Below are 13,836 nucleotides of genomic sequence, written 5' to 3'. Positions count from 1 at the left end.
GTAATTAGCTAGAGTAATAGGTATGACAAAGATAGACAATTATCAATCCTTAAATACATGACAATAGACACGATACGGCGACGGGAACAAAAGACGGGTTGGATATTAGTAGCACCAGCATTAATTTTGCTGATAATCGTATTTGCTTACCCCATATTGCGGGCTTTTTGGTTAAGTTTATTTGCCCAAAACCTCGGCACTGAATTAAAACTGGTTTTCTCTGGTTTTGATAATTATACAAGAATGGTCGGTGACGGCCGTTTTTGGCAGAGTTTATGGAATACAGGAGTATTTACAACTTCCTCCGTTTTGCTAGAATTAATCTTAGGAATGGGTATTGCTCTTGTCCTAAATCAACCCTTTAAAGGTCGCGGTATAGTGCGAACAATTTCTCTCTTACCTTGGGCTTTACCAACTGCTTTAATGGGAGTAGCTTGGGCGTGGATTTTCAATGACCAATATGGCATCATCAATGACATTTTAATCCGTTTAGGACTAATTAAAATAGGAATTAATTGGCTGGGAGATCCAACTTTGGCAATGATGGCAGTTGTGCTAGCAGATGTTTGGAAAACTACCCCCTTTATCGCTTTGCTTTTGTTAGCAGGTTTGCAGTCAATCTCCCCAGATTTATATGAAGCTCATGCAATTGATGGTGCGACTCGATGGCAGAGTTTCCGGCAGATTACTTTACCGCTATTACTGCCCCAAATTGTGATAGCATTGTTGTTTAGATTTGCCCAATCGTTCGGTATTTTTGACTTGATTCAAGTGATGACGGGAGGAGGGCCAGCAGGAGGAACTGAGACTATTTCTATCTACATTTACAGTACAGTAATGCGCTACCTAGATTTTGGCTATGGAGCGGCGTTAGTAGTTTGTACCTTCTTATTCCTGGTAGCAGCAGTTGCTATTGCTGCCCATTTATTATCTAGAGCGCGAGCAAATTAGGTAACACTACCCTCTGGGTGGTATTTTTACCGCCCAGAGGGCGGCGTTACGTTTTAAAGAAGTTTCAATTGGTCAATTTAACAGTAAAAAATGGCTATTGCACGACAAAAAACAACTCAAAAAGATTTCAATATTGGCTTGATTATTTTGCCAGTTACTATTTTTTTAGTAGTCGTTTATTTCATGGGGCCGATTTTGTGGCAGGTATTGACTTCTTTCAAGGTTAATGCAGATATTTCTGCTGTTCCTAATGTCTATATTCCTAGACAAATCACCTTCGATCATTACCTTTCTCTGTTCCGCCGTCGCCCTTTCACCCTCTATATTTTAAATAGCGCCTTCGTTTCCATTAGCTCAACATTGCTGTGTTTAGCATTTGGTGCTCCCGCAGCTTATGCTTTGGCGCGGTTGCGACTTTGGGGTGAGAAAATTATCCTTGCTAGCGTCACGATTGTGACGCTTTTTCCGGGTGTACTACTATTTTTGGGGTTGTTGGAAATTGTCAAAGCTTTGAATTTAGGAAATAATTATTTAGCGTTAATTATTCCTTACACTGCTATAAATTTGCCGCTGACTATTTTGGTAATGCGGAGTTTCTTTCAACAGTTGCCTAAAGATTTAGAAGATGCAGCAAAAATTGACGGCTATAACACTTTTCAAATGCTGTGGCAAATTATTTTGCCGATAACATTACCAGCGTTAATAACAACAGGAATTTTGACTTTCATCTGTGCCTGGAATGAGTTCATTTTTGCTCTTACTTTTATTACTCGCGAATCTATGAAAACTATTCCCGTAGCAACAGCTCAACTAAGTGGAGCGTCAATGTTTGAAATTCCTTATGGCCCAATTGCAGCCGCTACAGTTTTGGGAACTTTGCCTCTGGTACTTCTAGTTTTGGCATTCCAGCGCCGTATTGTCCAAGGTTTAACTGCTGGTGCAGTTAAAGGATAATTGTTAGTGGTTAGTTGTTCGTTGTTGGAACTACCAATTAGAAAAAGGGACTAGGGGCTAGGGGCTAGGGACTAGGGAAAGAGGGGGAGCAGGGGAGCAGAGGAGCGAGGGAGCAGGGGAGCGGGGGGGAGATGGGTAATTAGCCATTAGCAATTAGCCATTAGCAATTACCAATTACTAATTACCAATTACCAATTACCAATTACCAATTACCATCATGGCCAGACTACAACTGATAGAAATCAATAAAACTTATAGTCCTAAAATTGTTCCTGTTAAAGACATTAGCTTAGATGTCCAAGAGGGAGAATTTATCACTTTATTAGGGCCGTCTGGGTGTGGAAAATCCACAACGTTGCGGTTAATTGCAGGGTTAGAACAACCGACTAGGGGGAAGATTGCGATTGGCGATCGCAACGTCACTCATCTCAGACCAGGCGATCGCGACATTGCGATGGTATTTCAAAGTTACGCCCTCTACCCCCACATGACAGTCTATGAAAATATGGCTTCTAGTTTAAAACTGCACAAAACTCCCACCGCCGAAATCAAAAGGCGTGTAGAGGAAGTTGCAGAATCACTGGGATTGACTGAATTAATGGAGCGCAAACCCAGTAAAATGTCGGGAGGACAGCGACAACGGGTAGCATTAGGTCGCGCGTTAGTGCGTCAACCAGAAGTATTTTTACTAGATGAACCATTAAGCAATCTTGATGCTTTACTTAGAGAGCACGTTCGTGCGGAATTGAAGCAGTTATTTAAAACGCAAAAAGCGCCTGTAGTTTACGTTACTCACGATCAAACTGAAGCGATGACGCTTTCAACAAAAGTTGCAGTTCTTAACAATGGTATTGTGCAACAACTCGATCCACCCCATAGAATTTACACCCATCCATCAAATCAATTTGTAGCTGGTTTTGTTGGCAGTCCCCAGATGAATTTACTGAAGCTAAAATGTGAAGGCAATGATGCTATTTTGGGTAAATTCAAAGTGCGTTTACCGCAAATGTTGACAACTCCTCCAGAGATTATTTTAGGTATTCGCCCGGAGCACGTTCGCATTGCTCAATCGGGAGATTTTCAGACAATTGAAGGTCAGGTTTATTTGGTGGAAAATTTGGGAATGCAGAATTTAATTAGCGTCCGAGTAAATGGTGCAGAAGATGTAAAAGTGCGGGCGTTGACTCCACCAGATCAAAACTTAAATGAGGATAGGGTGACGCTGGCTTTTGCACCTGAGTTAATTCACTGGTTTGATGTAAATAGTGGCGATCGGCTATGAAGGTAATGATGCTGCAAATAACTAGGATTAAAAAATTAATAACTTGATGAATTACTGCGGCTGACTATCTAGCACTGCTTTCCGTTATATCCGACAATCGATCAAGTTATTTATTTTTCAGTCCTTAGTCATTAGCCATTAGCAACTTGAGTAATTTTAGGAATCCTATCTGATTGGTAAGTAGCGATCGCATTTCTGATGAAGTGCTAATCGTGTGCTTGTGTGGAGCTGGTTCTGAATTACTTTTTTCCTGGGCATCGCATCCAAAAAGAATTATAATACAGTTTAGCAACCTAATATTAGACTGCGCTATAATTGTGTCATTGGAAAATACTAGAGAAACTCACGTTTCAAAATACAAGGTTGCTGGATAATTACATTTAGGACACTCAGAAATAAGCTTGTCTCTAAAACTGTAGTATTTAGGTATTATGCAAATCTTTCTGTCAATTAATAAAGAATAACATTGTAAACCAATAGAGTTAGGCAAAGTCAAAATATCAACTAAACGCAGTTTGTCAGGATTGTATAAATAAACTTGATCAGACTGATCTCCATCTGGTGAAGACAAGTTATTAGAACCAAAAGCAGCCTCAAAAAGATGCAACATATCAGTAGGTTCAGAGCTAGAACATATATCTATAATTTTATTGATGGTTTCATTAGAAATTTTACGCAGGTATGTTCCATGTTCGTGGCATTGCCCAATCTCTTCTATTTCACCATAAGTAAAGCAATAAGCTTTTTCACCTGTTGTGAAAGGAAGTCTTACGTATTGGTATAGATCTAGCTCTTCAACAGTACAACTTTTTAATAAATCTATTAGATAAAGATAAAATTTAAGAAGAGTATTGCTTGTGTCAGGAATTCCTATAACATCTGGCTTGGAAATGCCCCTTAAATCACTATTCCTGAAACAATGGTTTCTCACACCATATGGTAATGTTCCCTCTTCACAAGGCAATATTAATCCTTGATTTAAAACAACAATAAAATTTGTCCATACTGATGAGGTATTTTTGCACATAAAGTCTTTAACCGTTTCAGCTAAAGTCGTCCATTTCAAGCTGCAATCATATGCAAATAATATTCCGAAACGATTGTCAGAACCCTCAAGTTTTTTAAATGAAGCTATATTATTTAATCCTTCGTTTATATCATCTCGAGAGCTCAATCTTGACTTTACCTGTATAACGCCATAAACACTTTCAATTGCTAAAAATGAAAGACTTGAATAGCTAAGTAACATAGGACTATTAAGAGAGTCATAGATTGCTATGTCAATTTGGTTGCTTGGATGTCCAGTTTGAGTGACAATACGAACACTTGACTTGGAAACACCGTATTTCAAAGGAAGGTATCCTGTAGAGGATAGAAATTCTCTTAAAATCGCTTCTCGAATATCGCCCAGATCTGCTGGCTGCTTTCTGTGGGGTGATGATCTCTCATATTTTTTGAGAAGTTCATCTTGAATGAAAGTAAACTCTCTCTCCAGTCCTTGAAATTCAGTGGATTTTTCTCGAAACTCTCTAGCCTTTGATTTTAACTCTGAAATTGACTTGTGGATAGGGTCTGGCTCTTTCATTTTATGAGTATTTTTTGATTTTGATATCAGTTTATTTCCAGAAAATATCGCATATTTGTACCTTTGGTCAAGATATACTCAAAAAGTTAGGATTTTGCAGTATTTCATAGATTAAGCGTTCTAGTACCCATTATAGTCCTAAATTATCGTTACATAGCGTCATCCACAGCAGCAAATTCGATAACCCCGATAACCCCGCCACCGATATCTACCTGCAACTCGTCAAAAAACACCACTGCCCCAAATCCACAGAAGGTACACCCCGCACCCTCACCGATCTCAAAATCTACTGGCAACTCCTAGACTGGGATAAACACCCCATCCTCATGTTCTACGAAGAGGCGAAACCCCAAGGTTTTAGCCAAACTTTTCTCGATTTTCTCGATCGCTTCGACGCTACAATCTGCGTTATTACCGACTCACCCCATCCCACCATTCCCACCTTCTCACCCCAAGACCCGCACCTGATTCAAGCTATTATTACTTGGCTACAACGGACTATTTTAGAAATCTAATTTATAAAGGTTTTCCCATTAATAAACCTCATCATGGGAGCCAACATCAACTAAAACAATCAGAGATTCTTCTGACTCCTCATCTTGAGCAAATGTGAATATAATACGACAATCATAAGCGACTGAACAAGACCATAAACCCTCCAAAGAACCTGTTAATTTATGAGATTTTAAAGAGGGAGTAAGAGGATCGAGACTTAACAAATTAAGCACATTAATAATCCTGTCTCTCATTTCAGGATTCTTCTTTATAAGTTTTCGGAAAGCCCGTTTAAAGCTATTATCCCAAACTATCTTCATCGTCTTTATCATCCCATAAATCAGCAATTAAATCATTCACACTTCCTTTTTTTGCTGTTCCTTGTTTTAAAGACTCCAAAGTAGCTTTAGCATTGGCAGCAATCTCTAAACGTCGCTTTTCAATTCTTCTTTTTTTGATTAGCTCAAACAAATAGTCTTGATCGTCAAGAGAGAGTTTCTCAACAGAATCTATAATTTCTTGAAAAGATATAATGCTCATATTTTTTATCCTTTTAGTAGGCGCGTTTGAAAGCAGAACTAAAACTAACTTCCACTATTATTCCTCGATCATTTTTCTCAGTTCGTTAATATTAGAGGAAAACTTCAGTTCACCTTTTTGGTGTTCGACCTGCGCTAAATTAAAGTTATCATATATCTCATCACCGCGTTCTTCACGGATGTATTGGTTTAATAACATTTGAATCTCCTGCTTTTCATCGGTAGAAAGACCTTTAATTACCTCGACTACATCATTAAAGGTCATCATTTACCAACCCTCACGGTATCGAGCTACTTTTAATCATGCCATAGCAACGCCCCAACTCACCGAACCCAACTTCCACGCCTTCCCTCCAACTCCTCTGCATCGACGGCAGCAAATTCGATAACCCCCATAACCCCGCCGCCGACATCTACCTACAATTGGCTGCAACGCACTATTTTAGAAATTTAAAAGAAAATTTCCAGTAAAATAGGAATAACTAAGTTGGAGTCGTTTATGTCCCTCTCATCCCCTTCTCAAACCACTACTATTGAGATCGTACTTCCTCAAGACCGCAAAACAATACTTGAAAAAGCGGCAACTCTCGAAGGTCTGAGTTTAAGTGAATATCTCCTCAAGATTGCTACCGAGATTGCCGAACAATCTCTCCTGAAAACAGAATCAATTACTCTCTCAGAGAAAGACTGGGAAATTGTCACTTCTGCAATTAACAATCCTCCCGAACTCAATTCGGCTCTAAAAACTGCTATTAACCGTTATAAACAAGAAAATTTAGAAAAATAAATGGAATGGATTATTTGCTCAATTGAAGACAATCGGGCGATTAGAGATAATTTTGATTGCGGCATACCCGAATTAAACGAATATCTGCAAAAATACGCCAAGCAAAACCACAAAAAAGGTATGGCTAAAACTTGGGTAGCTATTCCTAAGTCTGGAGAAGGCGAGGTCGTCGGTTATTACTCAATTAGCATGGCTGAATTAAAACGAGAATCCCTCCCAACTCAATTGACTAAAGGATTACCCCGTTATCCTATTCCAGTCATGCGAATCGGTAAATTAGCCGTAACCCAAGCCATGCAAGGAAAACGCTTAGGAGAAACTTTATTGGTTGATGCTTTTGCTAAACTTATTCATTTATCAGCAGATATCGGAGTATTTGGTGTAACAGTTGATGCCTTAAACGAGTCAGCCAAAGCATTTTATCTGAAATATGGATTTATTCCTTTAGAAGAAGATGAATTTTCGCTTTTTATTGCCCTAACAAAAATCAGAGAAGAATTGACATAGAATTTCAGCTAACCCTCCAACTCTTCTGCATCAACACTAATACTAAAGCACCTAAACACAGCGCGGCATTAGAAAATTTTCGACCCAGTGAAACAGAAATTCTCTGCGTTTCATCACAAGATTTAGCAGAAATTTACTCCTATAGAATTGATACCGATCGTCAATCATCTTCTAGTATTAGCAATTGCTGATCCAGTTTTTTCAGCCGCTCATGTACAATTTCTTCCGAAAGAATTCGCTTGCGAATTGCTTCAGTAAGCGCTACTTTCTCAGCTAACAATAAACGCCGTCGAATCCCATCAATTTTCCCAGTCGATCCACGTTTTGGATCGAATTCATCTGGGCGACGATTGTAGATTTCCCGCAGTAATTTTTCCGCACCTGCTACTCGCACCTGATAACCTGAACGCATCTCTTCATAGACAGCTTTTGGTAACACTCCCGACTTCAACAAACTATCTAATTCATCCTGTGCTGCTTTAGATGTAATTAACTGAGCTTGTAATTCTTCTATCTGCCGCTTCGCCTCTGAAAATTTAGATAAATTTAACCGTTTTACTACCCAAGGTAAGCTCGATCCCTGACCAACTAATGATACCAAAACACAGCCGTAAATTAAAGCGATTAGACCTTCGCGGCCTGGTAATGTCGTAGGTAAACTTAAGGCTAAAGCCATTGATAATGAGCCTTTGATATTACCTAAAAAAAGTAAATGTTGCCAGGGTAAAGGAATTGGACGATCTATCCAACTAATTCCTGCTAAAAGTGGATATACTGAGAGAATTCGACCAGCTTGAAAAGCACAAATAGCAATTAAAACAGCAGGTAAAGCGTTCAATAGTGTAATCAGGTTTATTTCTACACCAATTAGTAGAAAAATAAAAGTATTGACACTAAAACTGGCATATTCCCAGAAACTTAATAAGGTAATACGGGCAGAAGCGGAAGGGGTGCGAGAAAGTCCTAGATTCCCAAAAATTAATCCAGCTACAACTACAGCGACAGCACCCGAAACACCTAGAGATTGTCCTACCTGAAAAGTGCCTAATGCAACTGCAACTGTCAATAATAAGCTGCTGAGAGGATCGTCTAAACGTTCAAATACAGGTATGCTTAAATAGCCCAAGATTAACCCAACAAAGATTCCTCCTAAAGATATAAATAGGAGGTCTTTTACTCCCTCTAAAAAGGTCAGCGAACCAGTTGAATATACTTTTAAAATCAGGTTGAATAAAACTAGGCCGGTGGCATCATTAAATAAGGTTTCTCCTTCAACAATGGTAGAAAGCCTTGAGGGTACAGGTATATTTTTAAAGACGGCAATCATGGAGACGGTATCTGTGTTTGCCAGGACTACTCCTAGAAGTAAAGCGGGTATCCAAGTCAGTCCCAGGCTAAATTTTAAGATAATCCCGATAATAGCAGAAGAAAGTATGCTTCCAGGCACAGCTAAGAGAGCAATTGGTTTAAATGTGCTACGGAGACGACTTATATCTGTATTGATACCGGCTTCAAAGATTAAAATTGGGAGGAAAAGATTTAACACTAGGGAAGGATCTAGTCCAGTGTGACGGGGGAGCAAATCTGTCACTGCGAAACCGGCTAATACTAAACCGGTGACGTAGGGAATACGAAACCGCCGCGTTATTAGGGCAACGCCTGTAGCACCCAAGAGCAAAATAATCAGAACTATGACTAATTCTGCAACGTTTTCTTGACTATTATTAACTGCGGGATCAAGGTTTCCTAAGAGTAGTTTCTCCCAAGACCACTGCATTACTTGTATCACGTCAAATTAGCTCCAAATGCTTAGTTAGTTTATAGATTAGGTCTGTTATGACTTAGGTATCGTAACGCAAATATCAAGGTCTGAGATTGCTTCGCTTCACTCGCAATGACAGAAGATTATAAAGGTATGAAATTGCTTCGTTTCACTCGCAATGACATGAGAACGTATTGATTGCGTAAATCCTACTTTTTAAGCCTTCTTCCATAAGTCCTATTTGATTAATCTTTGCATATTGATTCCAAAATTCCTAGAAATTTGAGCATCTGGCGGACTAATCCTGGTTTGGTAACAACGAGAATGGTTGATTCTTGTTCTAAGACAGTTTGACCATTAGGAATCATTAGCGGTTCGTGGGGATGAGGTTGATAGCCAATAATTAAAGAGCCAGCCGGAAAGCGTGGGTCTTGGGCGATTTCGGCAACTGTCTTAGCTGCTGCGTAACAATTGCCGGGAATGGAGAGTTTTAAAACTTCGATTTGCCCTTGTTCAAAGTGCATCATTGATTCAATTTCGGGATATTCTATTGCGTTTGCCATTGATGCTACAGCTAGATCGATTGTACTGATAACGTGGTTTGCTCCGGCAATTCGATAGGGTTCTGCGAAATCAGAATCGATGATGCGGGTGACGATATGGGGAACTTTGTAGTGCTTGGCAAGGGTGACTAGGGCTAAGTTTAAGGCATCGCTGCTGAGGGTGGCAACTACTGAGCCTGCTCTGCGAATTCCTGCTTCGATTAGTACTGTGGTGCTGACGGCGCTGCCTTCAAAGGCCATAACTCCTACTTTCTCGCGAGCATATTGGCAGACGGAGGAGTTGATATCGACTACTGCGACAGTATGTCCCATTTCTAATAACTGTTGCGCTAAACGTAGTCCTAAAATTCCCGCACCGCCTACTAAAACGTACATAGTTAGCCTCTTAGAGAATAATTCTTAATGGTACATCAGATATGCTCGCTTTAGAATTAAGATACAATATTTGAAGGCTATAGTTACAATTTGCACGGGCAGCGATCGCGTTTAGATATCTCCTGAATTTCTATGAAGATATTATCTTTAATATTTCTGCTATTGACGCTATTTATTATAGGCTGTAGTTCGGTTGGATGGCGGCAGTTTCCTCAGCCGAGAGGGGAAAATATTAATAACGCCGAGCAAGTTAGTTTAAAAAAAGTTGTTTTAGAGCGAAATTTTAAGGGTAAAATGGGGCAGACAATATATGTGCCTATTTATTCTCATATTTATTATGAAAATCCCGAAAAAAGTTTGGATCTGGCGGCAACTTTGAGTATTCGTAATACAGATTTAACTAATCCTATAATTGTTACTTCAGTACGGTACTATAATAGCGCTGGTAATTTGTTAAAAGAATATTTGGAGCAGGCGGTGGAATTAGATCGTCTAGCTTCGCTAGATTTTGTTGTTAATAGAACGGATAGAAATGGAGGGGCGGGAGCTAATTTTATTGTTGAGTGGTTGAGCGTAACCACTGTTTCTGAGCCGATTGTTGAGGCGGTGATGATTAGTGCTGTAGGAAATCAAAGTATTTCTTTTATTAGTCGCGGGAAATTGATTAAAAATTATCCTTAAATGGCTAATGGCTAATTGCTAATGGCTAATGGCTAATTGCTAATTGTTAATTGTTAACTGCTAATTGGGAAAAAGCCTTAGCGTCCCCAGTCTTCTTTTTCCTTCTACTTATCAAACTTCTGAAGGCGATCGCAACTGAAAGCCGAAAGTCAAAATTTTTGAAACAGGAATCGCAAAGATAGCATAAAACAAGGATTTTGACAAGAGGGGTTGTGCCATTTGTGATTGCGATCGCATTGAGTGGTAGCGGCCGTCACTTGGGTAAAATGTCAAAATCACCGCTCTGTAAGCTTTTCAAAAGTTGACAAATATTATATTCCGTGTACTTAGCTTGGTTAGGCTACAAAACTGTCAACTGTGGGGTAATGAAGCGGATAAAAGTAGTTTTGAGTAGTAGAAAGTAAATATTCATCTTTTGGAGGCGCTGATGTACTACTTACTCATCAATAACAAGAATCAAGAACTCAAAGAGCTATTTCCCGAAGGGATTCCTAGCTTTGGCCCCACTCCTGACGACTTCATCGAGATTTATGACGAGCTGAGCTATGAGCTAATTGATATACAGCCAGCATTTCGAGTCAATGTCAAAGGGTTGACAACTCAGCAAGAGCTAAGATTATTTAATCTCTACGCTGCAAATGCAGATGACCCCCAGATGATCGTTGATTCCTTCCAGTTGTTAGAGCATGGCTGGGTGACGATTCCGGTGGAGGAAGTGGAATCAGTGCTGTGGCGCGAAGGGGAGAGGGTTTTTGCTTTTGGCGGCGACTTGAGTGCTGCGATCGCCAATTAAGGCCAACCTATCTCTATTTTCTTACCTCTTGAGAGCGATGAAACCTAAAAAAATCCTTAAAAAAGTTATTGACGCAACTCTGGCGTGGGTTTGGGAGGGTGCTATCCCATCTAGAGTAGCGATCGATCGCGAATTTAGCCTCTGTATCGCAGACCTCATCTGTAGTTGTGACTGCGATCGTACACATCAGTAACAGCTCATCACTTAGTTTAAATCGATGCCGTCACTCATTAGCCTCGAAATAATCACATTCCTCCGAGTGCGGCTATCACTTATGCTTCTGGAGAAAGGCGAGATGATAAGACTATCGAGTTAAGCGCCTCTTGTCTTATGTCTACTGTCCCCATTCTTCCCAGCACCCTCACTGTCACAGCTCTTTTCAACTCTATCAATATTTTAGGTCTTCGTTTTGTCAAGACCAAAAAATTGCCCGCTCAAAAAGCCAATCCTCAAACAACCGTAACTTCTAATAAAACTGATAGAAGCTTTTATCTTCAGGGTGTCAAAAAACTTGCCAAACAAGACTTTGGAGGGGCCATAGAAAATTTCAACATGGCTCTAAATATTAATCCCGATTCCGCTTACGCTTACAACGATCGAGGCGTGGCTCGCTACAATTTGGGTGATAAATACTCAGCTTTACAAGATTTAAATATGGCAATCAAGCTCAATTCCAAAAATGCTAAATTTTACAGTAATCGGGGATTTATTCGCAGTCGCATGGGAGACGAAGCCGGAGCTCTAGTTGATTACAGTTTAGCACTAGCCATTAATCCTAAATGTGGTAAATCTTACTTGAATCGCGGGATTATTCACTACAACTCTGGGAACAAAAAGGAAGCACTAGCAGATTTTAACTCTGCGATCGAGCTAAATCCCCATCAAGCTCAAGCTTACTACAACAGAGCTGTTACTCGTTCAAATTTAGGTGATAGTAATGGTGCAATCCATGATTTAATGAAATCAGCTCAATGTCGAGGTTCTTTGTAATTTGTGATTAGTTTTTTACCATGAATATTCATGGCTATGCGATCGGAGTAGATATCGGCACTACCAGCACTAAAGCTGTTCTGTTTACAGAAAAAGGCGAGCAGGTTGGTCAATATTTCATCGAGTATCCCTTGTCTACACCCGCGACGGGAGTAGCAGAACAAGATCCAGAAGAGATTTTTGCAGCCGTTGTTAAATCAGTAAACTCAGTAGTAAAAAATAGCGCGATCAATCCGGCTGAAATTTTGTGTTTGTCCTTTAGTGCAGCAATGCACAGCTTGATTGCGATTGATAACAATAATAAGTTGCTTACTAAGAGTATTACTTGGGCCGATAACCGCAGTGCTAAACAGGCTATTTTACTCAAACAACAGGAAAAAGGACGCGCTCTTTACCGCCGCACAGGAATGCCAATTCATGCGATGTCTCCTTTGGTAAAATTAATTTGGCTTCGCAACGAACAACCAGAATTATTTAATAAATCTGCTAAGTTTATTTCGATTAAAGAATACGTTTTTTATCGATTATTTCAACAATATATAGTAGATTATTCCATAGCTTCGGCAACGGGGTTAATGAATTTACAAGCATTAGCTTGGGACAAAGAAGCACTGGAAATAGCAGGAATTACTGAACAGCATTTATCGCAATTAGTCCCGACTACGCATATAGTTCCAGATATTAACCCAGCTATTGCTGCTGAGATGGGAATTCCTGCAAATACGCCTATCGTTGTCGGTGCTAGCGATGGCGCATTATCTAACTTAAGTGTCGGGGCAATTTCACCGGGAATCGTAGCGGTGACACTAGGAACTAGCGGGGCAATTCGTGCTGTTATCGATCGACCTCAGACAGATCCAAAAGAGCGATTGTTCTGCTATGCTTTGACTGAAAACTATTGGGTAATTGGCGGTGCTGTTAATAGCAGCGGGATAATTTTGCGCTGGATTCGCGATAATTTAGGAGCAAATGAGGTCGCGATCGCCCAACAGGAAGGTCAAGACCCTTATGACTTATTAATTAATCTAGCACAAACTGTACCTCCCGGAGCGGAAGGTTTGATTTTTCATCCTTATTTAGCAGGAGAGCGATCGCCGCTTTGGAATGCTAACGCCAGCGGTTCTTTTGTCGGGATGACTCTGCGGCATACAAGAGCCCATTTAATTCGAGCAATGTTGGAAGGAATCGTTTTTAATTTATACTTAGTTGCAGGCGCTTTACAAGAGGAAATTGGCGAATTTAAAACGGTTAAGGCAACGGGAGGGTTGATGAAAAATAACTTTTTTCGGCAACTTTTGGCTGATGTTTTTCAGTGCGAGATTAACGTACTAGATAGTTATGAAAGTGGCAGTCTGGGAGCAGCAGTTTTAGGACTTTACGCACTAGGTAAAATTTCTGACTTAAATGCTGTTTACCAGATGCTCGGACAAAGTTCGCAATACCGACCAATTCCCAAAAATGTGAAGGTTTATCAGAAAATTATCCCTGTTTATACTCGCATTTTGCAGCAATTGCAAGGGGAATACGATCGCCTTGCGGTAATGGCAACACAATTGAGTGATAAATCAATTT

The 13,836-nt window shown here is 40.0% G+C and carries 18 protein-coding genes and 1 pseudogene; 12 read left to right on the top strand and 7 right to left on the bottom strand.

Annotated features, from left to right (window positions below; all coding sequences use genetic code 11):
* Nucleotides 1-57: 57 nt before the first annotated feature.
* From OSCI_RS08505 to OSCI_RS08495, 3 genes are all read left to right on the top strand, one after another.
* Nucleotides 58-951 carry a carbohydrate ABC transporter permease gene (locus OSCI_RS08505; protein ID WP_007354510.1) on the top strand — a complete coding sequence of 298 codons (894 nt, stop codon included), beginning with the start codon at nt 58-60 and terminating at the stop codon, nt 949-951.
* Between the two features lie 90 nt (nt 952-1,041).
* On the top strand, nt 1,042-1,905 hold the full coding sequence (locus tag OSCI_RS08500; RefSeq protein ID WP_007354509.1) for a carbohydrate ABC transporter permease: 864 nt from the start codon (nt 1,042-1,044) through the stop codon (nt 1,903-1,905).
* Nucleotides 1,906-2,122: 217 nt separating this feature from the next.
* Nucleotides 2,123-3,187: an ABC transporter ATP-binding protein gene (locus OSCI_RS08495; RefSeq protein ID WP_007354508.1), complete on the top strand. Its 1,065-nt coding sequence runs from the start codon at nt 2,123-2,125 to the stop codon at nt 3,185-3,187.
* A 343-nt stretch (nt 3,188-3,530) separates the two neighbouring features.
* Here the strand turns inward: OSCI_RS08495 and OSCI_RS08490 are convergent, their stop codons facing one another.
* Entirely contained in the window at nt 3,531-4,772 is a 1,242-nt protein-coding gene (locus OSCI_RS08490; RefSeq protein ID WP_007354506.1) for a DUF6602 domain-containing protein, read from the bottom strand.
* A 110-nt stretch (nt 4,773-4,882) separates the two neighbouring features.
* Here OSCI_RS08490 and OSCI_RS32380 point away from each other — a divergent pair, with 110 nt between their 5' ends.
* Nucleotides 4,883-5,287 carry a hypothetical protein gene (locus tag OSCI_RS32380; RefSeq protein ID WP_420705284.1) on the top strand — a complete coding sequence of 135 codons (405 nt, stop codon included), beginning with the start codon at nt 4,883-4,885 and terminating at the stop codon, nt 5,285-5,287.
* An 18-nt stretch (nt 5,288-5,305) separates the two neighbouring features.
* On the opposite strand, the gene OSCI_RS08480 is transcribed toward OSCI_RS32380, so the two are convergent.
* From OSCI_RS08480 to OSCI_RS08470, 3 genes are read right to left on the bottom strand one after another with little or no spacing between them, the layout of a single operon-like run.
* Complete coding sequence (locus OSCI_RS08480) at nt 5,306-5,587, bottom strand: type II toxin-antitoxin system YafQ family toxin (RefSeq protein ID WP_026103787.1); 282 nt, start codon at nt 5,585-5,587, stop codon at nt 5,306-5,308.
* Complete coding sequence (locus OSCI_RS08475) at nt 5,568-5,807, bottom strand: hypothetical protein (RefSeq protein WP_007354503.1); 240 nt, start codon at nt 5,805-5,807, stop codon at nt 5,568-5,570. The genes OSCI_RS08480 and OSCI_RS08475 overlap by 20 nt, the downstream gene beginning before the upstream one ends.
* A 57-nt stretch (nt 5,808-5,864) precedes the next feature.
* Nucleotides 5,865-6,074 (bottom strand): hypothetical protein, encoded by a 210-nt coding sequence (locus OSCI_RS08470; protein WP_007354502.1) that lies wholly within the window; start codon nt 6,072-6,074, stop codon nt 5,865-5,867.
* Nucleotides 6,075-6,148: 74 nt separating this feature from the next.
* On the opposite strand from OSCI_RS08470, the pseudogene OSCI_RS32375 reads away from it, so the two are divergent.
* The 3 genes and pseudogenes from OSCI_RS32375 to OSCI_RS08460 form a co-directional block, all read left to right on the top strand.
* A pseudogene (locus OSCI_RS32375) lies at nt 6,149-6,277 on the top strand (hypothetical protein); the annotation flags it as partial.
* A 28-nt stretch (nt 6,278-6,305) separates the two neighbouring features.
* On the top strand, nt 6,306-6,593 hold the full coding sequence (locus OSCI_RS08465) for a DUF1778 domain-containing protein (protein ID WP_007354501.1): 288 nt from the start codon (nt 6,306-6,308) through the stop codon (nt 6,591-6,593).
* Nucleotides 6,594-7,100 carry a GNAT family N-acetyltransferase gene (locus OSCI_RS08460; RefSeq protein ID WP_007354500.1) on the top strand — a complete coding sequence of 169 codons (507 nt, stop codon included), beginning with the start codon at nt 6,594-6,596 and terminating at the stop codon, nt 7,098-7,100.
* Nucleotides 7,101-7,260: 160 nt separating this feature from the next.
* On the opposite strand, the gene OSCI_RS08455 is transcribed toward OSCI_RS08460, so the two are convergent.
* Together OSCI_RS08455 and OSCI_RS08450 are read right to left on the bottom strand one after the other, a co-directional pair.
* Nucleotides 7,261-8,889 carry a sodium:proton antiporter gene (locus OSCI_RS08455; RefSeq protein ID WP_324603622.1) on the bottom strand — a complete coding sequence of 543 codons (1,629 nt, stop codon included), beginning with the start codon at nt 8,887-8,889 and terminating at the stop codon, nt 7,261-7,263.
* 218 nt (nt 8,890-9,107) lie between these two features.
* On the bottom strand, nt 9,108-9,800 hold the full coding sequence (locus OSCI_RS08450; RefSeq protein WP_007354498.1) for a potassium channel family protein: 693 nt from the start codon (nt 9,798-9,800) through the stop codon (nt 9,108-9,110).
* A 132-nt stretch (nt 9,801-9,932) separates the two neighbouring features.
* On the opposite strand from OSCI_RS08450, the gene OSCI_RS08445 reads away from it, so the two are divergent.
* Nucleotides 9,933-10,481: a DUF3124 domain-containing protein gene (locus tag OSCI_RS08445; protein WP_007354497.1), complete on the top strand. Its 549-nt coding sequence runs from the start codon at nt 9,933-9,935 to the stop codon at nt 10,479-10,481.
* 111 nt (nt 10,482-10,592) lie between these two features.
* Here the strand turns inward: OSCI_RS08445 and OSCI_RS29785 are convergent, their stop codons facing one another.
* A complete protein-coding gene (locus OSCI_RS29785; RefSeq protein WP_155523411.1) occupies nt 10,593-10,754 on the bottom strand; it encodes a hypothetical protein in 162 nt (53 codons plus the stop codon).
* Between the two features lie 154 nt (nt 10,755-10,908).
* On the opposite strand from OSCI_RS29785, the gene OSCI_RS08440 reads away from it, so the two are divergent.
* From OSCI_RS08440 to gntK, 4 genes are all read left to right on the top strand, one after another.
* The gene (locus tag OSCI_RS08440; RefSeq protein ID WP_007354496.1) at nt 10,909-11,274 is read left to right on the top strand and encodes a hypothetical protein; all 366 of its coding nucleotides are present in this window, start codon (nt 10,909-10,911) and stop codon (nt 11,272-11,274) included.
* 37 nt (nt 11,275-11,311) lie between these two features.
* The gene (locus OSCI_RS29780; RefSeq protein ID WP_155523412.1) at nt 11,312-11,467 is read left to right on the top strand and encodes a hypothetical protein; all 156 of its coding nucleotides are present in this window, start codon (nt 11,312-11,314) and stop codon (nt 11,465-11,467) included.
* 137 nt (nt 11,468-11,604) lie between these two features.
* Entirely contained in the window at nt 11,605-12,264 is a 660-nt protein-coding gene (locus OSCI_RS08435; RefSeq protein ID WP_007354494.1) for a tetratricopeptide repeat protein, read from the top strand.
* Between the two features lie 20 nt (nt 12,265-12,284).
* Nucleotides 12,285-13,836 (top strand): gluconokinase (gntK, locus tag OSCI_RS08430; protein ID WP_019487580.1); only part of this gene is annotated, 1,552 nt, incomplete at its 3' end.

It is taken from the genome of Kamptonema sp. PCC 6506, from assembly GCF_000180455.1.
Taxonomy (GTDB): Bacteria; Cyanobacteriota; Cyanobacteriia; order Cyanobacteriales; family Microcoleaceae; genus Kamptonema; species Kamptonema formosum.
This window is presented reverse-complemented; position numbering and strand designations above follow the sequence as displayed.